10 protein-coding genes are annotated in these 21,978 nt (G+C 62.5%); 3 read left to right on the top strand and 7 right to left on the bottom strand.

Translation table 11 applies throughout. The features are described 5' to 3' along the window. The first annotated feature begins 150 nt into the window (after positions 1–150). Together CHB87_RS20905 and CHB87_RS20900 are read left to right on the top strand one after the other, a co-directional pair. A complete protein-coding gene (locus tag CHB87_RS20905; RefSeq protein ID WP_176441904.1) occupies positions 151–3,837 on the top strand; it encodes a TonB-dependent receptor in 3,687 nt (1,228 codons plus the stop codon). Positions 3,838–3,993: 156 nt separating this feature from the next. Beyond that, positions 3,994–5,616 carry a glycoside hydrolase family 28 protein gene (locus tag CHB87_RS20900; protein WP_176441903.1) on the top strand — a complete coding sequence of 541 codons (1,623 nt, stop codon included), beginning with the start codon at positions 3,994–3,996 and terminating at the stop codon, positions 5,614–5,616. A 66-nt stretch (positions 5,617–5,682) separates the two neighbouring features. Here the strand turns inward: CHB87_RS20900 and CHB87_RS20895 are convergent, their stop codons facing one another. The 7 genes from CHB87_RS20895 to CHB87_RS20865 all read right to left on the bottom strand — a co-directional run bounded on the left by CHB87_RS20895 (position 5,683) and on the right by CHB87_RS20865 (position 20,493). Next, positions 5,683–6,486 (bottom strand): family 1 encapsulin nanocompartment shell protein, encoded by an 804-nt coding sequence (locus CHB87_RS20895; protein WP_089410399.1) that lies wholly within the window; start codon positions 6,484–6,486, stop codon positions 5,683–5,685. Further along, entirely contained in the window at positions 6,479–7,567 is a 1,089-nt protein-coding gene (locus CHB87_RS20890; protein WP_089410398.1) for a Dyp-type peroxidase, read from the bottom strand. Before CHB87_RS20890 ends, CHB87_RS20895 begins: the two co-directional genes overlap by 8 nt. A gap of 345 nt (positions 7,568–7,912) precedes the next feature. Next, positions 7,913–9,043, bottom strand: a complete 1,131-nt coding sequence (locus CHB87_RS20885; RefSeq protein ID WP_089410397.1) for an SIS domain-containing protein — start codon at positions 9,041–9,043, stop codon at positions 7,913–7,915. Positions 9,044–9,686: 643 nt separating this feature from the next. Beyond that, the gene (locus CHB87_RS20880) at positions 9,687–11,156 is read right to left on the bottom strand and encodes a GH1 family beta-glucosidase (protein ID WP_089410420.1); all 1,470 of its coding nucleotides are present in this window, start codon (positions 11,154–11,156) and stop codon (positions 9,687–9,689) included. A 99-nt stretch (positions 11,157–11,255) separates the two neighbouring features. Further along, positions 11,256–14,660, bottom strand: a complete 3,405-nt coding sequence (locus CHB87_RS20875) for an Ig-like domain repeat protein (RefSeq protein ID WP_089410396.1) — start codon at positions 14,658–14,660, stop codon at positions 11,256–11,258. Positions 14,661–14,690: 30 nt separating this feature from the next. Beyond that, positions 14,691–18,332 (bottom strand): TonB-dependent receptor, encoded by a 3,642-nt coding sequence (locus CHB87_RS20870; RefSeq protein WP_176441902.1) that lies wholly within the window; start codon positions 18,330–18,332, stop codon positions 14,691–14,693. Positions 18,333–18,537: 205 nt separating this feature from the next. Continuing rightward, a complete protein-coding gene (locus CHB87_RS20865; RefSeq protein ID WP_089410419.1) occupies positions 18,538–20,493 on the bottom strand; it encodes a family 16 glycosylhydrolase in 1,956 nt (651 codons plus the stop codon). Between the two features lie 211 nt (positions 20,494–20,704). On the opposite strand from CHB87_RS20865, the gene CHB87_RS20860 reads away from it, so the two are divergent. Next, positions 20,705–21,955: a hypothetical protein gene (locus CHB87_RS20860; protein ID WP_089410394.1), complete on the top strand. Its 1,251-nt coding sequence runs from the start codon at positions 20,705–20,707 to the stop codon at positions 21,953–21,955. Positions 21,956–21,978 lie beyond the last annotated feature (23 nt).

Below are 21,978 nucleotides of genomic sequence, written 5' to 3'. Positions count from 1 at the left end.
CGAGGCGACCGGCGCCAGACGTTTCAGGAGGCTTCACCCATGCAATTTGCTGAAAAAGCATTCACAACAACGAGCGGTCCACTCCGCCGGTTCTTCTCTCCTCCACTCCTTCGGTCTATCGTTCTCGCCAGCATGCTTCCGGGAACGGCCATGCTTGCGCAACTGGCTGGAAAGGGCGCCATCAGCGGCATCGTCGACGACCCGACCGGCGCCGCGATCCCGAACGCGAAGGTAACGGTCACCAACACCGCCACCGGCGTCAGCGTCACGTCCATCACGACCGCCGCGGGCGACTATAACTTCTCCACGCTCGATCCCGGCGGCTACACGATCAAGGTCGAGGCTCCCGGCTTCGAGACGCAGCAGCAGCAGAACGTCAACGTCAACGCGCTTGAGACCACGAACTACAGCCCGAAGCTGACCCTCGGTTCGAGTTCCGAGACGGTCAATATTTCGACCGCCCCGCCCCAACTGCAGACGGCCGACGCTACGCTCGGCGGAACGCTTGAAGCGGAGATGTACTCCGCCCTTCCGGTCGAGATGGGCGCGTTCGGCTCGCAGGATCAGCGTCGCGCGACCGACTTCGCCTATCTGCTGCCCGGCGTGCAGGGCAACCAGACCAGCGGTGGAACCACGACCAACTCGGGCATCGTGAACGGTGTAGGGTCGCGCGGCGGCGCAACGGCAATCTACGTCAATGGCGTGCCGTTTACGAACGTCTCCGGCGAAGGCGATCCGCGATTTGTCTGGTCGGCGATCTCGGTGGATGCGGTCGGTCAGTTTCAGGTGCAGACGTCGGGCTACTCCGCGATGTATGAGGGCGAAGGCGTGCAGAACTACAACGTCAAGCAGGGCGGCAAAGGTTACCACGGCTCTGTGTACGAGTTCTTCCGCAACACGGCGCTCGATTCGTGGGGCTTCGTCAAGTCCAACAACCCCTATACGGGTCTTCCGCAAAAGCCGGTGGAACATCAGAATGAGTTCGGCCTCACGATTGGCGGGCCGCTGCTTCCATTCGGATCGCTGCGCGAGAAGCTCTTCTATTTCGGCAACTACACCGGCTTCCGTAGCACCTCCACTCACCCGACGATTCAGAGTTACCCTTCCGTGGCGGAACAGCAGGGCAACTTCCAGGGCATCGCCAATATTTACGACCCGAATACGGAGACGGCCTGCACCGCGTTTTACGGGTACGAGTGCCGCTACCAGTTCGGATATACGCACGGCACGTCTCCCACCGGTGCAGGCAGCGCGCAGGTACCCACCGGCGCGCCGATCAATGTGATCCCGAACAGCGAGATGAGCAAGGTCGCCCTGGCTCTGCAGTCGCTTCTTCCCAACTCGCAGTTGATCAACGCCAACCCGACCAACAACTTCATCGCCCCGAATGTGAAGGGTCTCAACAACTACTCCACGACGCACCGCATCGATTACATCGCCTCGGGCAAGGATGTGCTGACGATCATCGGCGGCTATGGACGGCAGGTGAGCAGCAGTCCTGTCGGTTCGACCAGCACAACCAACAATCAGGGGCCGGAGCCTTACAACTATGGCCAGGCCTATGCGCCCAAGACCTATGTCGGGATCATCCAGGAAACGCATGTGTTCAAGCCCAACCTGCTGAACCAGTTCAACTACGGGTTCGGCCGCTATGCTTCGCTGGACTTCAACGTCAACCAGACTCCGAAGTACGCGGCGACGACCTTCGGCTATAACGGAGCACCTGCCGGCGAGGCTTCGGGCGCCTTTCCCAATGTGACATTCAGCGGCGTCGACGCGCCCACAAGTTTCGCGGGGTACACCGCCGTCATCGGAATCGCGAACTCGTTTGAGCTGCTCGACAATCTGCAGTGGACGCTGGGCAAGCACTCGTTGACGTTTGGCGGGATGATCAGCTGGCTGGAGTACTCCGATACTCCCGCGGTGGGCGGATCGACCGTGGTGACCATCAGCAATGCGGTGACGGAGACGGCGGGTATTCAAAGCAACGGCTCCCTCATCAGCTCGACCGGTGTGGGATACGCCAGCTTTCTGCTCGGGCAGCCCGACAACGTCAGCTTCACGCAGTATGCGGTGGCCACCACCAACGCGCGATTCCGGCCGATGTCGCCGTATGTGCAGGACACATGGAAGGTGAACAATAAGCTGACGCTCGATCTTGGGTTGCGCTACGACTTTTATCCGACTTACAGGGAAGCTCACGATGTGATGAGCTACTTCGACCCCAACCTGCTGAATCCAGTAACCGGCACAAACGGCGCGTTGAACTTCGCGGGGAGTGGCGCTGGAACGTGTAACTGCCACACCCCGGTGAGCAATTATTTCAAGAATATCGGTCCGCGCATTGGATTGGCGTATCAGGTCGATCCGAAGACGGTCTTCCATGCCAGCTACGGTGTGATTTATTCGCATGGAAATGGCGTGGCGGGTTCGGCTGCGTCGAGTCAAGGTACGAAGACCCTTGGGTTCTCGGCATCGCCCAACTTCCAGGCAAACACCGCAACCTATCTCACCTCGGCGCCGCTTGACGCTGGCGTGCCAGCTTACATTCCCTCCGCTGGCCGCGCTTCCGGCGCCCAGTATGGTACGGGTTACACGACGACCGCAGGGTATACGGGTTCGCCATCGACTGCGTACTACGGTGACCCCTACTACGGCAGCCGGGCGCCGCAGTTCATCAACTACGCGGCCGGCTTCCAGCACCAGTGGACGAGCACCTTCACCTCGTCGATCAGCTATGTCGGCAGCCAGGGTCACTTTCTGGCAACCGACGGCAGCAACCCGCGCGGCTATTGGGCGGATCAGTTGGATCCCAAGTATCTGGGTCTTGGTTCGTGCCTCTCCACGGCGGTCTCGAAGCTGGCCACGACTACGAATGGCGCAGGCGCCAACTGCGCAACCGCGCTGCAGCAAGCTGGAGCTTCGGTTCCGGCCTGGTTCAACACGGGTCAGCAACTGAACGTCGCACTCAAGCCGTTCCCGCAGTATGCCGTAAACGACAACTACAATCAGGTTGGCAACGCACATTACAACGCGCTTCAGTTGGTTGCCAATCTTCGCGTCACGCATGGCATCACGATCATGTCGAGCTACACGTGGGGCCGCGGCATCGACGACACCGGCACCTTCCGTTCGGGGTATGCCATCCCGGCGGCATACTCGAACACAGGCCGTTCGTACAAGGCGGATGCGATCGAGCGCACGGTCTCGTCGGTCAATCAGCCACATCACTTCGTCTTTACCGGCGTGGAGCATCTTCCCTTCGGCGCCGGTCATTTCGGTGGCGAGCATGCCTGGACGCGAGCGATCCTCGGCGGCTTCGAGTTCTCGCAGATCGTGCAGATCTACTCCGGTTCGCCGCTGGCTCTCACGGCCACGTCGTGCCAGACCAACCCCGCGCAGTCAACCTGCGAGCCAACGCTGAATCCTGCGTTTACCGGCAGCGCACGCCTTACGAAGCACTGGTCGGGCTTCGGTCCGAACATCGTGGCGAGCACCGGCAGCGCAACCGTCGCTCCCTCTGGGCCATTCATTGCTCCGGCTCTGGCGAACACGGTGTACATGCCGGCTTACACCTTCGGCAATGCACCTCGTACGGCGCCGTATGGACTGACAGGCCCTGGCTACTTCGGCATGGATATCAGCCTGCGGCGCAGCTTCCCCCTACATATCAACGACAAGACGAAGTTCGATATTCAGGCCGACTTGTACAACGTGACCAACTTTGTGCAGTTCGGAAATATCAACCTCTCCGTAGGCAACGCGAGCTTCGGCGTTCCTTCCACCCAAGCCAACAATCCGCGTCAGGCACAGTTTTCGGGCCGTATCGAATTCTAAGCCTGCGCAACCGTTGAACCGTTGAGGTCGCGGTACGGAACGCTCTTCCTCTTGGAGGAAGGACGAACCATACCGCGACTCTTCTCTCCCATGCGAGAGTTGGCGCTCCCATCTTTCCATTTGCAGCAATGAGTCATGTCCCCAGGAGAAAAGTTTATGGACCGCAGAGAAATGATTGCAGCGATTGGCTGTTTCGGAGCGTCGACCTTGACCGCACAGGCAGCCGTCGCGCCTAAGAGCGACGGCGTACGTCCGACCGTCTTCGATCCCCGCGTCTTCGGAGCGGTTGGCAACGGCCGCGCCAAGGACACCCCGGCAATACAGCGCGCGATCGACGCATGCACGGCAGCCGGCGGCGGCATCGTCTACCTTGCGCCCGGCACGTATCTCTGCGGCACGGTGGTCCTCAAGTCCAACGTCACGCTCTATCTCGAGGCGGGCGCGACCATCCTTGGCAGCGGCGATATCGCCGACTACAAGCAGCTCCATCTCATCTTTGCCAGCAACGCGCAGAACGTAGGCCTCGCGGGCACGGGCAAGATCGATGGCAACGGTCCGGCGTTCTGGGTGCGCACGAACCGGCCGCAGGTATCGGAGGATCTGGCGTGGTTCGACGCGATCCATCTCGACTGGACGCATACGCCAAAGCATCCTTCGCCCATGGTGGAGTTCGAAGGCTGCACCGATGTTCATATCTCCGATGTCCTCCTCACCAACGCTCCAGGGTGGACGCTGCGGCCCTTCAACTGCGAACGCGTGCAGATTCGCGGGATCGTCATCAAGAACCCGGTCTACAGCCCGAATTCGGACGGCATCGATCCGACCTGCTGCACGGACGTGGTCATCTCGGACTGCATCATCGACACGGGCGACGATGCGATCTGCCTGAAGAGCGAGTCGCTCGACGGCGCGCCGGTTCGACCGTCGAAGAACATCACCGTCACCAACTGCGTCCTCAGCGGCTGCTGCAACGGCTTCAAGTTCGGCACGCCAACGTTCGGCGGATTTGAAAACATCACCTTCTCGAACTCGGTGATCTATAACGACGACGTGCCTCTGTCCTCGCGGTCGATCGCAGGCATTCAGTTGAGCGCTGTCGATGGCGGCTGGGTCGATGGAGTCGTCATCAGCGGCATCCAGATGCGGCGTGTGCGGGCGCCGATCTGCCTGCGCCGCGGAACGCGACATACGGACAACGTCACGCCGCAGAACGGCATGCGCGGCGTCGTCATCGAAGGTCTGCATGCGACCGACGCGATCCTGACCAGCTCCATCACCGGGCTGCCGGGCATGCACATCGAGGATGTTCGCCTGTCGGATATTCGCATCGCCACCACGATGCCGGGTAAGCCGGAGTGGGTGTCGAAGCCGGTGCCCGAGGTCGCGCCCGACTATCCGCAGTCGCGCATGTTCGGCTGGCTGCCTGCAAGCGGCCTGTATGTGCGTCATGTGCATGGTCTCTCCATGCGCGACGTATCGTTCTCGGCGCCGGCCGATGAGTGGCGCCCCACGATGGTCTTCGACGACGTGCAGAACCTTCGGATTGACGGTCTTCAATCCACGTCCGCGCTCCATGGCGAACCCATGCTGCAGATGGACGATGTGACCGGCGCATGGGTCTCAGACGCGAAGGCGCCGCAGGGCGCACGCGCGCTGTTGAAGTCGAAGTCGTCGAAGGATCTGCTGGTCACGGGATGCGATCTGCGCGGCGCCGCCGCTGTTGCCGAGGGCGATGCGAGCGCAGTCCACAGCGAGTACAACGTGATGAAGAAGGCGTAAGCGCGATGCAGGAGGGAAGCCGCGCCGGCTGCGCATGGAGCAGGCCGGCGCGCTTCGATGTCGGCTCTACTGCGCGGCTGTGAGGACGACCGACGCTTCACCGGTGAGTAGGCGGAAGGTGAAGGTCTCCTGCAGGTAAAGGCGGACGGTTGTATCGGTATGGCTGAGGTAGCCGATCGAGACGTCCTGGCCGATGTTCAGTTCGAAGTCGCCGCCGCGCGTGGTGAGGACAAAGGCGCCTTCGATGGCAGGCGCCCATACGATGTTGCCGTCGACGATGCGTTTGATATGTTCGAGAACAGGATAGCCGTGGTCGCTCGTCTCGGTGAGCTCGGTGTAGGCCTTGGCGCCGAGCAGCACCGAGTAGGGTCCGTTGACGCCGGCAAGGCGAAGCTGGCCGAGCGCCTGGGCGATTGCGTCGGGATAGGCGCGGACGTCGGCCGGAAGCGTGAGGATGGGGTTGCTCGTGCCTTCGCGAATGCCCTGGATATTGGCCTCGCGATAACCGTTGAAGATAGCGCGGTCTTCGGCAAAGGCGAGCTTGCGTGCGGCGTCCTTGGCGGGTTGCCAGTCGGAGTCGTTCGAGCCTCGCTCGACGTCGTCGATGGCTTCGCGGGTCAGTTCGAAGGGGACGCGGAGCTCGACGAGCGGCATCACCTGCCGCTGGCGGGCGAGGATGTCTTCGCCGGGCGAAGCGAGAGGGAGCAGATGACCGGTGCCGACGCCGGGAAGACCAATTCCAGCGGGTGACGGTACGTCCACGACGCGGCGGCCCGCGAGATATCGCTTGAGCGTGCGGGTGGTCTCCTCCTCGATCTCCGCCCAGGCGGCGTCCGAGATGGGGGCGAGCTCCCGATGGAGGTTATTCATTGCGTTCTCCTTTGAGCGATCCTATGTTGAGCGATCCTGTTCCAGACGAAGTGTCTTTGTTGGATGACGGCGCGACCGGGGCCGATGCAGCGACAGGCGGTGTAGCGAGCGCCGCGGCGGCTGGCTGCTCCTGGCCCACACCTTCGAGGAAGGTCGCCGAGGGCGCGAAGAAGAGGCCTCCGGTAATGGCGCGGCTGAAGTCGAGCAGGCGGTCGTAGTTTCCCGGTGGACGGCCGACGAACATGTTTTCAAGCATCAGCTCCGTGACGCGCGGCGTGCGGCTGTAGCCGATAAAGTAGGTGCCGAACTCTCCACGGCCCGGCTGCCCGAAGGGCATGTTGTCGCGCAGGATCTTGAGCTCCTTGCCATCCACCTCGATGACCGTCAACGCGCTGTGGGCGTTGCTGGGCTTGGTGGCCTCATCGAGCTCGATGTCGGTCATCTTCTTCCGGCCGATGATACGCTCCTGCGCCTCGGTGGTGAGGGCGTTCCAGGCCTTCATGTCGTGGAGGTATTTCTGGATGAGCACGTAGCTGCCGCCGGCGAAGGCCGCGTCCTCGTCCCCGACGAGCGCGGATTGCAGAGCAAGGTCCCCGCGTGGATTCTCCGTGCCATCGACGAAGCCGATGAGATCGCGATCTTCGAAGTAACGGAAGCCCTGGACCTCGTCGGCCACCTCGACGGCATCGGCGATGCGCTCCATGATCTGGGTCGCGAGTTCGAAGCAGATATCCATGCGACCGGCGCGAAGGTGAAAGAGAATGTCGCCGGGAGTGGCAGGGGCATGGCGGTTGCCGGCATGGAACTCGCGGAAGGGATGAAGCTCCGCCGGTCGCGGAGATCCAAACAGCCGGTCCCAGACGCCCGATCCGAAGGCGGTAATACAACTGAGGCCGGCATCGATATCGCGGAACTCCACGGCGCGGACGATGCCCGCAAGGTCGCCGGTGAAGGAGCGTATGGTGTCGAAGCTCCCGGCGTCGTTCTTGATCGTAACGACGAGGAAGATTGCCGCACGGGTGAGCGGCGCGAGCACAGACTGTGGAAGCGGCAATGGGTCTGGCCCTTGGGATATCGTCATACGTTCTCTCGTTCGACCGCTGTGCGCGCGGCAACTTGCCCCATCCTCGCACATATGGTCTGTTGAAGAGTTTATCGCGAAAGCGCATGCCTCGACGCCCTCCATGGCGCCACGCTCCGCCCCCTCAATCGAGGGATAGGGTCGAAGGTGCATCCTGTCTGATCGACAACGGAAGATCAAGGCTTTCGCATCGAGTAAGACCTTTCCAAAGCTCACGGCCAGCGGTTCCGACGGTCTCTTCTACACGCAGGAGCAGGCTCGAGAGGTTGTGGCCTGCGTGCGAGAGCGCGGCATGGCTCGTCGCTTATCCAGAGTTAGCCAGCGGGACAACTCATCGCGGCTCCGTTACTCGGCGAGTACAGCCTTGGTGAGGTTGCGTGGGTTGTCGACGTCGATGCCGTTCTGGATGGCCATGCAATAGGCGAAGAGCTGGAAAGGGATGACCTCGAAGAGGGGCATGAGCGGCTCGCGCACGGGGTCGACGAAGACGGTGTGGGTGGCGAGGCCCGCGATGGTGAGGTCGCCTGTGTTGGCGATGGCGAAGGTGTTGGCGCCCTGATCGCGCATGTCGCGCAGCAGTTGGACGACCTTCTCGTAGCGCTGGATGGAGTCGGGGTCGGCGCGGTCGACGGTGGCGATCATGACCAGCGGCGTGCCTTCGGCGACGAGCGCGTTGGGGCCGTGTTTGAGCTCGCCCGAAGGGTAGCCCTCGGCGTGGAGATAGGCCGATTCCTTGAGCTTGAGCGCGCCCTCGCGTGCGATGGGGTAATGGACGTTGCGTCCGAGGAAGAGGAAGTTCTTGGCGTCGCGGTGCTGCTCGGCGGCGGCGCGGATGGCGATCTCCCAGGCGGGCAGTTGCGCGGCTACCTGCGCGGGGACGCGCGCGACTTCATGCAGGCGGGCGCGGAGTTCTTCGGGCGCAATCTCCTCGGCGACCTCGGCGGCGAGCAGCGAGAGCAGGTAAAGATTCAGCAACTGCGCGGTGAAGCTTTTGGTAGCGGGGATGGCGCGTTCGCGACCGGCGGCGGTGGGGAAGGAGACGGTCGCCTCGCGCGCCATGGTCGAGCCGGGGACGTTGGTGATGGCGAGCGTGACGTGTCCGGCGTGGTTGGCGCGGCGCAGCGCGGCGAGGGTGTCGGCGGTCTCGCCGGACTGCGAGATGACGAGGACGGCGGCGTCGCGGCGGCACTTTTCGGTGCGATAGGTATACTCGCTGGCGTACTCGACGTCGACGGCGATGCCGCTGAGGTCTTCGATCATGAGTTCGGCGACGAGGCCGGCATGGCGGCTGGAACCGCTGGCGGCGACGACGATCTGCCGGTGCGACTCGCGCAGCCACTGGCGGATGGGCTCGCAGGTCTCGGCGATGAAGGTCGCGCCGGTCAGATAACGCTCGAGCGTGGCGGCGAGAGCCTGCGGTTGCTCGTGAATCTCCCTAAGCATCCAGTGCGGGAAGGGTTGGGGCGTGTCGGACATGATGGACCTCGCAGATGGCTTAGTATCAGTATAAATCGTCATTTGGCGGCTATACGATCAAAATATAGTGTTTTTTGAGAAATTTTGCCCATCATGGTCGGTCTGATTGTCGGCATCGACCTGAATCGGCACGGAGACGGAGGTGGAATGCGCTGGCCTATGCCAGGGGCGACGGTGGTCGCAAGCGAGTTGAGCCCGCAGAGGGTGAGCCGCGAGGGGGGCGGTCTCCGGCTTACCGAGGGCGCCGACGCAGCAACATCTGCGTGACCAGCACAGGAAGTCATAACCCGGATACAGGCCTGCCATGTTTGTGGTTTACACCAAGTAACTCGCACTGTCCGGCAAAGCAACTAAGATCAACTGCATGTGTAACAATTCCAGTTGCACACGTCCGATAACGGAGTCTCTGTCTCATTTACGTGTAGGCGCAAAGTTGAATTGTCCGGGCTGAAGGTTAGCGGCAGTGCGGTGGCAATGTGAGATCGATCCCAAATGTACTTTAGAAAGGTCATGCGCCAGTGCATGATGGAGTCGGCACAGGGGCTCCGACGTTGGCTTGTGGCAGGTGGATAGCCTCTCCGTAAGATGTCGCGACGGTGATGGTGGAGCCCTGATAACCATCACCGTCCAGCGATGCGGCGATCTAAAGATTCTTTCCGTTCCCCTCGATCACCTTCTGGTAAAAGCGAGCGCTCAGTTTGGGCGTCCGCTTTTGCGTCTTGAAGTCGACATGAACAATGCCGAAGCGCTTCCCGTAGCCATCCGCCCACTCGAAGTTATCGAGCAGGCTCCAGACGAAGTACCCCTGCACAGGAGCGCCATGTGCGAGCGCATGCTCGAGCTGGCTGAGGCAGTTGCGCAGATACATGATGCGGCCCGTGTCGAGACACTCGCCGTTCGCATTCAGCCCATCGTCGGCCGAACAGCCATTCTCCGTAATGTAGATGGCCTTCGGGCGCCAGCACTCATGCACCAGCCGCGGTCCCCAGTGAACGCACTCCGGGCTCACGGTGAGCCAGGAACTGGCCATATGGGGAAAATCGGCCGGTAGCGCAAGCGTCTCGTACGATGCTGGCGAATGGCTTGCACGCACATAGGTCGAGGTATAGAAGTTCAGACCCAGCACATCGAGCGGGGTTGAGATGATGCGCATCTCCTCGGCGGTGAAGTGAGGCGCATCGACGCCCAGACCGGCAAGGTAACGATCGGTATAAACGCCTTCGAGGATCGCCGTAAGGTATGAAGCATTCTCCTCGCGCATCGCCGTGCGCGCGGCGGCGATGTCGTCCCCGGAGGGAGTTACAGGGACCGGCGCAATGGGGTTCTCCGCCACGCCAACCTGTACATCGCCCACTGCGTGTGCCCGTATAGACTGCACGCTGAGCCCATGACCGAGCAGCGCATGATGGTTGAGCTGCGCAAGGCGTTTGCGACCAACCTTCAGTCCCGGCGCATGCGTCCCGTTGCCATAGCCCAGCTCGACGAAGGTGCGAATCTCATTCATGGTGAAGAAGTGCTTCACACCAACCGCGGATAGTTTGCCCGCGACATACCCGGCGTACTCCGCCAGCCGATACGCGGTGTCGCGGCTCTCCCATCCCCCGCGATCCTGTAAAGCCTGCGGCATATCCCAGTGATACAGCGTGCAGAAGGGTTCAATTCCATGCGCATGCAACTCTTCCACCAGCCGCAGGTAGAAGTCGAGACCCTGTGGATTGGGCATGCCACCGCCCGTAGGAAAGACGCGCGGCCAGGCCACGGAGAAGCGAAAAGCTTGAATGCCCAGTCCGTTCATAAGCTGCACATCGTCACGATAGCGCCGGAAGAAATCGTCGGCGACATCGCCCGTGTCATGGTTGGCGACCTTTCCCGGCGTGTGAGAGAAGGTATCCCAGATCGAAGGTCCGCGACCTGCATCGTTCACAGACCCTTCCACCTGATACGAAGCAGTCGCGGAGCCCCAGAGAAAACGATCCGGAAAGCCCTCGGACCGACGACCCATCGGAGAAACCGATGGAGCATTTTCGAGAGCGAAAGAAGAGGTTGCAGTTGAAGCAACGGCCGATGCGCCAAGCAGGCGGCCAAGGTCACGTCGTGAGAGAGAGGTTTTCATGCGCCCCATGGGTTCGTTCGAATCGTTGCATCTGTCGCGTGATAAGAAGAGACGATACGGCGCGGAGTCGCGTTTCCGCGAGGCTCCGCGCCATGGTCGTTACTGCACGTTGAGCGTGAAGCTGAAGCTCTTCACGATGTTGCCCGTGCCGTTGGCCGGAGTCGTCGTCGTGCCGTTTGGCGTACCGGTGAGCGTCACCGTGACCGTCGATGAGCCCTTAGGGGTGGATGCCGTATTGCCGCCGCATCCGTTCAACGAGACCAGCGCAGCGCCCGCAATCAGCACGCACGCAAGCGTCATGGCATAACGAGGCATACGCTTGCGCCACAGACCGAGCAGCAGCAGCGCGGCAAACGGCGCCATCCATGCCGCCACCGTGGTTGGCGGCGGAGTGTAGGTCGCGATGGTGAGCTGCACGCTCTGCGGCGCAGTGCTGCCGTTCAATGCGACCGTTGCCGGCAGGAAGCTGCATTGCGTGTTGGCGGGCAGTCCAGAGCACGCCATGTCGACCCCACCCACGTAGCCGCTGATCGGTACGATACTGAAGGCAGTGCCGACCGATCCAGGCGCCGATACGTTGAGAGTCGTCGGCGCGCTGCCGATGTCGAACTGCGGTGTGCGTATTGACACGGTGATGGAGGCTGAGGATGACGGCGCAAATCCAGCATCGCCGCTATAGACCGCAGTGATGGCATAGACGCCGGTGGGCAAGGTGGTGGTCGTGACGACGGCAACGCCGGTGGCCGGGTTGACGGTGGCCGTGGCCAGCGTCAACCCGCTCCCCGTGAAGTTCACCGTGCCCGTTGGCTTTGCGCCTGTAACGCTTGAAAGAACCGTCGCAGTGAGGGTCGCGCTGGAGCCGGGAGGAACTGCCGTTGCGCTTGTGATGGAGCTGGTGAAGGTGGTGGTCGACGCCAGAAGCGTGACCGTGATGGTCTGCGGCGCACCTGAGCTTGCCGCGTAGTTCGCATCCCCGCTGTAGCTTGCGGCGATCGTGTTGGCTCCACCGGGCAGACCGCTGATGACTGCGGAGACAGTGCCGCCGGACAGTGCGACTACCTTGTACGATGTGCCGTTGAGCAGAAAGGTGACCGTTCCCGTAGGGGCGATGGTGGAGCCAGTTGGCGCGGCGACCAACGCGGTCGCGGTCACGTTCGTTCCATAACTGACGGTTCCGCTCGGATTGGTCGTGAGGGTGAGCGTGGTCTTCGGCAGGTTGATGCCTGTGCCCGTGAAGGCGCCGGTGATGGCGGTTGCATTGGCGGCATTGGTGCTGAGCGCAAGGGTCTCAGTGCGTGTGCCGATGACGTTGGGTGTGAAGGTTCCCGAGATGCCGCATGCGGCGCCGGAGATGAGTGAGCCGCCATTGGAGCAGGCGTTTGAAGAGGAGTTGCTCAACGCGAAGTCCGTGGTGTTGCCCGATGCGACGTAAAGCGGCGAACCAAGCGTGAGCGAAAGATCGCCGTCGTTGCTGAGGCTAAGGCTTTGCGCGGAACTAGAGGAACCGACATTGATCCTGCCGAGGTTGAGTGAGCCCGCCGTGCGGCGGATCGAGATCACAGCGGGTGCGCCGGAGTCGGCAACGTAGAGATTGCCAGCGCTATCCGCGGCGAAGGAGGCAAGCGTCGTGAGCCCGTTGCCAAGCGCCGTGGTGCTGTTGCTGCCGTAGTTGCCGTTTGTATAGGGGATGCGCAGGACGGTGGCGATGCCGGTTTGCAGAACGTACAGGCTGCCGGAGTCATCGACCGCAACGCCCGCAGGCGAGGTAAGGCTGGTGGCCACGGTGGTGGTCGTCGTGCCCGCTACCTTGAAGATGCTGCCTGCGGACGCATCTGCGACATAGAGGTTGCCGCCTGCGTCGAAGGCCAGTCCAGTGGGCGCTTTGAAGCCGCTGCCCACCACGCTCGGCGCCGCGAAGTTGCGCGTACCGCTCTGGTTGGGATAGCGAAGCACCGTGCCCGCGCCGGTGTTGGCGACATAAAGACTGCCGCCCGGTCCGATCGCGATGCCGCCTGGCGACTTCAGGCCAGTGACGACAACCGCTGCCGTGCCGTAGGCCGCGCCGGTATAGGGCGCCTGCAAAATTGTGCCGTTGGAGGTTGCAATATAGGCTGTGCCATCGGCGGCGATGGCGATAGCGCCAGGCTGCGTCAGCCCGGTTGCAATGACCACGGCGGACGTGCTGCCCGGAGCGAAGTAAGACACCGTGCCCGCTGTCTTATCCGAAACCAGTACCTCCCCGCTCGGCCCAACCGCCACGCCCGCAGGCGACTGCCATGCGCTGCCGACGTTCGACTGCGTGCCTGGGTCGAGCACCAGGCCTGCGCCCGAGCCCTGTCCCGCAATGGCAATCGAACCGATGACGCCCGACGCGGACGACAGGATGACGGCTCCATTGCGTGCGCCAATTCCCTGCGGCGTGAAGCTGAGATTGATGGTGCAGGTCGATCCTGGCGCATAGCTCTGCCCGATGGCGCAGCTTCCCGTGCCCGCGTTGACGATCTCGGTCGAGATCCCCGCGCCGGCGGCGTAGCGTATGCCGCTGAGCACCTGCGTGCTGTTGAAGACGGCAGTAACGGTCTGCGCGGCAGATGCGGTTCCTACGGCAGTCGCGCTGTATCGTGTCGTACCCAGTGTGTTCTTGAAGATGTTCGTTCCGTCGGTCGTATAAAGCGTGCCGCTCGGCGCCACCGCGACATCGTTCTGCGAGCTTCCTGCAAGCACCGTGAAGGCTCGTGTGCCGTCGAGCGCTCCGCCGAGGAACGGGACCTCGACGATACCGCTGTAGGTCGTGACGAAGACATCGCCGGCGCTATCCGCGCGCAGGCCGATGATGCTGTTGAACGTGCCTGGTACGGCCACGCCTGCGGTCGCTCCCACGGGCATGCTGTAGAGCACGCCGTTGGTCGAATAGGAGAGGTCTCCCACGGCATCGGCGGAGACGTGCGAGTTCGCGTCGAGCGTTACGCCGCTCACGACCGAGCATGCGCCAGCCTGCGTGATTTTGAAGAGCGTCGTCTCATTGTTGCCCGCTACGTAGACGTTTCCAAGGCCATCGACCGCAACCTCCTGCGAGCCGAGATATCCGTTGTCGATGCCGCTGCATGAGCTGAGAATGTCGGTCGCGGCGCCGCCTGCGATCGCGACCTGCCAGAGATGTCCGGCATAGTCCGTGAGGTACGCGTACGTGTCGTTTGCGGCGACGCCCTTCGGATAGCCGCCGCCGCCGGAGGGCGCTGTGTACAGTGTAATCTCCGCGCCGCCGTTTGCAGGCTTCTCAGCCAGGATGCCCGAGGCCGGACGCGAGAAGAAGATGTTGCCGCTCGAGTCGACCGCAATCGCCTGCGATTGCACCAGGTCGCTGTAGGGCATGGTAGTGGTGGATGTGGCGGCGGCGGGCGGAGTGAAGCTCTGCGCGCTGGCTGCCGTGCCTATGCTTGCCCCAAGGCTAAGCAGGAGAGTCGTGGCCGTTGTAACTATATTCGTTACATATCTATTACGCATATCGATCCCTCAAATCTTCGGTGGTATGGCTTAGAAGGTGTACTTTGCCGCGATCTCTACAACACGGCGGCCCTCTTTGATCGTCGACACGCCGAAGCCCGGCGCCGGTGTAGCCGTCGCGGGATTTGCGGTGTAGCCGGTCGAGGAGAGGTTGCTCAGATTGAGCTGCACCTGTTGGGGAAAGGAGGTTGAGAAGCTCGTAAGCGGATGGTTGAGGAAGTTGAACGCCGCGAAGCGAAACTGCAGGTTACGCTTCTCACCCATCGGTATGTTGCGCGCCAGAGTCAGGTCGCTGTTGAAGAAGGCAGGCCCATGAATGTACGGATAGTTGAAGGGACCGTTCTGCCCGATCTGCGGAAGCTGGAAGCAGTTGCCGTTCACGAACTGATTCGGCGCGGTGTGTTGGCCGGGGTTGCAGGTAGTCAGCGGCTGCAACTGCACGTCCGGCGTGCCGAGGAAGGTCTTGTTGTCCACATTCAACTGTGTGCCGCCGCTGGGTCCGAGCTTGCCGACGAGGTTGAAGTTCGCATAGTACGTCGCCTGCAGATTCGGTCCACTCTGTAGACCCGTGATGCCGGAGACGGCCCAGTTGTTCAGCACATACCGCAACACGCGTTCGCCCTTGTAAGGCGCGCCTTCATCGTAGCTGTAGCTCGCGTTGAAGATGTGCGTGCGGTCGAAGGAGAGCACGCCATAGTTGTTGCGCAGGTTCGTGGCGTCGACGGCATTGCCGTTGTAGAAGCCATCCTTGATGCCGAGCGCCTTGCTCCACGTATAGTTGACGCCGTAGCTCAGGTGGCCGCTCTGCTTGTTCAGGCTGGTCTGCAGACCGTTGTAGTAGGAGTAGAGATTGTGGCGCGGCTCGTAGATGTTGCCGAGCTTGCTGTAAGGGCGATAGTCGTTGACCTGCGCCGTGCTCAGGCTGTCGATGGCGCCCAGCGGCGTCACCGCACCGGTGACCGGGTCGGGCTGGAAGAACGCGCCGCGCGGTACGGGGTTGATGTTCTGCAGCGAGAGCGTGAGGTTGTTCACATTCTGCGCGGTCTGGTAGCGTCCCTGGTTGCCGGTGTAGGCGATTTCGAAGTGTACGTTCTTCGGCAACTCCTGATCGACCGTGAAGCTATAGGTATAAGTGAGCGGCTGCTCATTATCGTTGCGATCGACCACATAGTTGTTGGCCGACGCGGAGCCGGAGCTGAAGTTGCCCGCGCCCACCGTGCCCGAGACGTTGCTCGCGCCGATCTGCTTCAGGTCGATGCCCGCGCCGCCGGAGACGCTGGTGACGGTTACCCCCTGCGCCTGCGCGGCAGGAAGCTGAATGACGTTCCAGTTGTCATGATTGCGGTACATGCCCCAACCGCCGCGGATCATGGTCTTGCCGTTGCCGTAGGGATCGAAGGCGATGCCCACGCGCGGCTCGTAGAAGGCGAAGCGCGCGGCTACGCCTGAGTTGGGAACCGTCTTATCGATGCCGTGGTAGGTGTAACCCTGATGGGCCGCATTGGGATTGCCAGCCGTGGTTGGATCGAAGACTGCGATTCCCTGCCCATGCGCGTCCTGCCAGGGGCCGAGGTGCTCGAAGCGGATGCCGTAGTCGACCGTGAGGCGCGGGACGATCTTCCACGAGTCGGTGACGTACCAGTTGATATTCCAGAAGTAGAGGTTCTGCTGTGGCTCGATATTCTGCTGGTTGAACTGCTCGACCATGCCCTGCAGAAAGTTCGCAAGGTAGTTGCCGCTGGTGAAGACGGTCGTGCCATCGGGATCCTGGAAGGTCGACCCGAAGTAGTAGTTCGCGATGCGGCCGCTCGTGCTCGACACCGCCGACGAGAGCCGCTGATTGTTGATGACCTTCTGCACATAGGCGCCGGCCTTCAGCGTGTGCGACTTCACCGCAAAGGTGAAGTTATCCGCGACCGAAGGCAGCGTCTTCCTCGCATACGGCTCGCCGACGGAGAAGTCTGGCGCGAGGTTCAGCGGCAGACCATCCGTGCCGTAGTCGCTCAACTGCGGGAACTGCGTGCTGTTGCTGATGGGTTTGCCCGTCGTCGGATCGGAGAGCCCGTAGTACGACGTGGGATAGCCGATGGTGGTCTTCAACAAGGCGCTCGGCGTCTTCGGCACAAAGGCCTGGTGCAGCCACGTCATGTTCGCCTGCAGCTCGTTCGTCATGCGCGGCGAAAGAATCACGGTAAGGTTGAGGCCGCCGGTCTGCGAGTTGACCGTGCTCAGCAAGCCGCCACCCGGCGTGTCGATGCCGCCCATGGGCGCCGTCTGCGAGGGCGAGTAGTAGGGCACCTCCGGAACGCCCTGGCTGCCGCGCTCGATGTTATACGTCGCGAAGAGCTTCACCTTCTCGGAGAAGGAGTAATCCACGCGCGTGCGTCCCTGCCACAGGTTGTTGTTGACGAGGTTCGTTTGAAAATAGTTGAAGCCGTTCAACGGCGCGCTGTTCGGCAGGGGCAGCGTATTCAGCAGCGCCAACGCGCCAGGATCGAAGTAGGTTGAGGCGATCTGTCCATTGCCAACGGTATGCGCATCGCGCGTCTGCGTCGGCACGGTGGCGATGTTGTTATAGGAGGCGTTCGCGATGGTCGACGATCCGTTCGCATTGCATCCGCTGATGATGCTTGAGCCAAGATAGGCCTGCAACGACGTGCAACTGAAGTCGCCCTTGCGCATCGCCGCTGTCGGCACAAGCGCGTGCGCGATGGCCTGCGACGCGCTGCCATAGGCATAGATGTTGCGCTGCGCGTAGTCCTCCGCGCCCGCGAAGAAGGTGAGCTTCTTCGCATGGTTGAAGTTCGTGCCGGGAATCACCAGCGGCCCGCTGATGTTGCCGCCCGGATAGACATAGCGGTCGGCTGGCTTCAACTGTCCTTCGTACTTCGAAAGCCAGTCCTGCGCGTTCAACTGATAGGTGCGCGCATAGGCATAGAGCGCGCCGTGAAAGTCCTTCGTGCCCGACTTGCCGACGGCATTCACGACGATGGGACCGTTCGAGGTCTCGGCGGTGAAGTTCGAGGTCTGCACCTTCACCTCTTCGACCATGTCGGAGTTCACGTTCTGCGTGGAGTCGCCGTAGTTGCCGGGGTCGGATACGTTCGCGCCATCGGAGAGCAGCGTCACGCCGTTCGCCGCGTTGCCGTTGGCCGCATACGAACGCAGCGCGCCCGTCACGCTCACCTGCCCTGGATCGTACGCCGTGTTGTCAATCGCGCCCGAGGTCTGCGCAATGGCGAAGCCTGGCAGCATCTTCACCAACTCACCCACATCGCGGCCTTCGACCGAGAGCTTCGCGATGTCCTTGGCCGTGATCAGCGTGCTGCGCTCTCCGGAGTCGCTCAGGCCCGCATCGCTGGTCGTGACGTCGATCACCTGCGTCACTTCGCCGACCTGCAGCATGATCTTCGTGAGGTTCTGCGTGTCCTGCGGATTGAGGTGGATGCCCTTGATGACGTTGCTCTTGAAGCCGTTGAACTTGACCGTCACGGTGTAGTCGCCCGTGGGTACGGCGGCGAAGACGAACGAGCCGCCGGAGTTGCTCTTCGTGCTGCGCACGCTGCCATTGCCGGCGTTGACGAGCGTTACATCCGCGCCCGGAACGATGGCGCCGCTATCGTCGACCACATTGCCGCTGAGCGTAGCCGTGGTGGTCTGAGCGTATGCCATGATTGGCGCCAGAGTCGCACAGGCGATGGGTAGCACAGCCAGTCCAAGCGCTGCCGTTCTGACCAGGGAGCCCGGTCCGCGCTGCTTATCGGCGCGGTAGCGGCTGAGTGTTGAGTTGAAGTTGCGCATTGCAATTGCCTCCATACAGGGGTTGAAGCGTGAGTTGCGAAGATCGTGAACGGATGGTGAGCGATCGCCGGCCCGGCTATTGCGGACGAACCGCGAAGAGATCGATGTTGGCCAGCACGCCCGATGCGCCGGCGGTGTCCGTCACCAGGGCGAGCGTATGCTGGCCGGCGGCCAGGTGAACCGTGGGCGATTTGACCTCGCGCCACTGGTCTTCCCCGCCGGTATCGGGCAGCACGAACGGCTTCGACAGAGGCTTCTGGTCGAGGTTGAAGTGCAGCGTGCCGCCGGCGCCCGCCGAAGCCGCCCGCACGAAGATCGTGTAGTCGCCTTCCCTGGCGACGTTCACGGAGTAGTTGATATATCGGCCGGCCTTCAGACCGCGCAGGGTGTAGCCTCCAGCGCTTGCCTCGGTTCCAGCCGCATCGGGTATGCGCTCGATCTGCGGCCCCGCCTCGCCGAACTCGGCGCTGAAGGTATAGCCCACGCCACCGGTATCGAAGCGTTCCGCCTGCACGACGCCAGGCAGCGGAGCGGCCTCGCCATCGAAGGCCGCATCCGTCGGCGTCACGTCGAGATGGTCGAAGCGCACGGTATTGGCGGCCTTGTTATCGCGCGACGTCGCGATCATTCCAGCGATCAGATCGTGCCTCACGAACAGCTTCGCATTGCCGATCGCCTCCCACTTCTTTCCATCGGCCGAGACGTAGCCTGTAAAGACATCGCCCACGCGCCCGACCTTCAGCCACGCAGCCGCGCCCCTGTACAGCACCTCGCCCGGAATCTCTCCGCGCGTCGTCCGAAAGCGAAAGTGTACGCTGCCATCGGGCGAGACGAACGCCATCGCGTACGGCGCCGCCGCTCCCCGGCCCTCGCGGAGCATCACGCCAGCCTTCGCCTGCGCAACCTTCGAGCTCTGGTCGATCACATGAGCGGTCACTTCCCCGTCGCCCGCCAGCGGTTTGTAAGCAAACTGAAACTGGTCGAATCGACCGGAGATCCCCGCGCCGCCGCCCGCCACCGTGTGAACGCCGTCGCGCAGCACCGCCGAACCCGCCTCGCCAGGCCCGCCGATATCGGCGTTCGACCATCCCGGCCCCAGCAGCTTCTCCGCCGGTTGGTAGACCCGGACATAGTCGACCACCATCGTCGGGGTCGCGCCGGTCGTCGCATCCGGATAGCCGAAGAAGCCGCCTCCCATCGCCAGGTTCAGCAGCAGGTTGAACGGCCCGCGATCCTGCTCCCAAAGCTCCTTGCCGGTCATCGAGCCGACCGACGTCCGATGGTAGAGCGACCCATCGACGTAGAAGTCCACCTCGCCCGGAGCCCACTCCACCGCGTACTGGTGCAGGCCGGCGGACGGCAACGTCGGCAGGACGAAGTCCGCGCTCTGGTCTAGAAAACCCGTCTCCGATCCCGGCGTCACCGGGCCATGAACCGCTCCGTGAATGGTCGCTCCATCGATCTTGTCCGGCGCGCCGGGCATCGGGTTCCACTGCTCCATCACGTCGATCTCGCCCACCGCCGGCCAGTGGACGCCGCCGCTCTCCTGGCCCAGCGCCCAGAACGCCGGCCAGACGCCTTTGCCCGCAGCCGGAATCCGGATGCTGGCCTCCATCCGCCCATAGCGAAAGCTCTGCACACTGGTCATGCGGGCGGAGGTGTAGACCGGCGAGACGACCTTCTTCGCCCCCACCGTGATGCTGGCGCCGGTCCGAACCGCGACGAGGACAAGGTGGCCGTTGCCGTCGAGGTAGGCGTTCGGCTGGTCGGCCCGGCAGGGCGGCGCCGATTCGCGCGCACAGTAGACCTCTGCTTCATCGTTCCCGGCGACCGCGGCGCCAGCGCCGGTCTGGAACTTCCACTTGCTTGCGTCCGGCGCGGCGCCCAAGGTACCGTTGAACTCGTCGCTCCAGACCAGCTTCCAACCCGAGGTCTGCTGCTGCGCGATGCCGGCCGGCGAAAGCACGATCAAGGCCAGCGCAAGGAGCGGCAGAGCCGGTCTGGTATGGTTCGTGCGAGGTGCGAAATACATGATCATCCTTATATAGAGCGCTCGAAAAACTGCTGTACAAGAGCGAGAGCCACACTACGGACATGGAACGACGATCGGATAGGTGTACTACTGCATGGACCTTCAATTTCCATAAAAGTCTTTTGCAATGTGCATCTTACAAATTCAGTTCGAACCCCGATGGGGGAGTATGATACCTTTCATCGGGCTGGCAGTCAGGTCGTATTGAGATATGGAAACGGAAATCAACGGCATTTCGACCGAGATCATCGAGCGTCAGCTTGGCCGGCTGCGCAGCAGTCCCCTGTTCAGTCATAGCCGTCGCTACCCCATCTTTCTGGACTATGTCGTCCGCAAGACGATCAGCGGTCATGGCGACGAATTAAAGGAACGCACCATCGGACTCGAGGCCTTTGGCCGCGCCTCGGACTACGATCTGAACACCGATCCGGTCGTCCGCGTCACCGCCGGTGAGGTGCGCAAGCGGCTCGCCCAGTACTACTACGAGCCCGATCACCGCGATGAACTCCGCATCGAACTTCGTCCCGGCTCCTACATTCCGGAGTTCCGTCTGGCGGACTCCGCGGCCGAACACGCCCCGGCCCTTACAGAGGGCAAGACCGAACCCCGGCTCGACATCGCCCTCGCCCCGGCGACGATCACCGTTCCGGCGCAGCCGGCTGATCGCTCGGCGATCCCAGACGAGACCGCCGGAGTATGGAGAAGGATCTCTTTCGGTCTGGCCGTGGCGTTGGTGCTGGCCGTTGCCGCCGCCCTGGCGCCGCGCCTGCACCGGACCACCGCGACCGATCTCTTCTGGCAACCGGTCATCGATGCGAACGGTCCGGTGCTGATCTCGGTCGGCTCCGTGGTGGCGATGGTGAACGGCGGCGCGGTCGCCCCGGCGCCCTCGACCGTCAGCGGGCATCCGCTTGCCTCCGATCCCATCGCGGTCTCGGACGCGACGGCCCTGTCCAGCATTCAGCAGGTGCTCTCCGCGCGTTCGAAGACGAGCACGCTCGAGTCCTCGACCGGCACCTCGTTCTCCGATCTGCAGAAAGGGCCGGTCGTCCTCATCTCCGGCTTCAACAATCCGTGGACGATGCGCATCACCGATCCGCTGCGCTTTCACCTCGTCCGCACCTCGACCGACGACTACACCATCCAGGACCGCACCGACCCGGAGCATCGCCGCTGGAGCATCAACACCGCCGATCAGTTCGTCAAGATGAGCCACGACTACGGCATCGTCGCCCGCTTCCACGACTCGACCACCGAGCAACTGGTCGTCGTCGCCGCCGGCATCGGCGAGAACGGCACCGTCGCCGCAAGCTGGGTGCTGACCGACGACCGTTACCTCGCCGACCTCAAGCGCAACAACCTGCTTCCCCGCTCGAACCAGAACTTCGAGGCCATCGTCGAGACGCAGATCATCGACGGCAAGCCCGGGCCGCCGCGCATCGTCGCCAGCTACATCTGGTAGACGCGCCCGTCCCAGGAACAAGC

The organism is Granulicella rosea (assembly GCF_900188085.1).
GTDB lineage: Bacteria > Acidobacteriota > Terriglobia > Terriglobales > Acidobacteriaceae > Edaphobacter > Edaphobacter rosea.
Note: the sequence above shows the minus strand (reverse complement) of the source record. Positions and strands in the feature narration are given on the sequence as shown.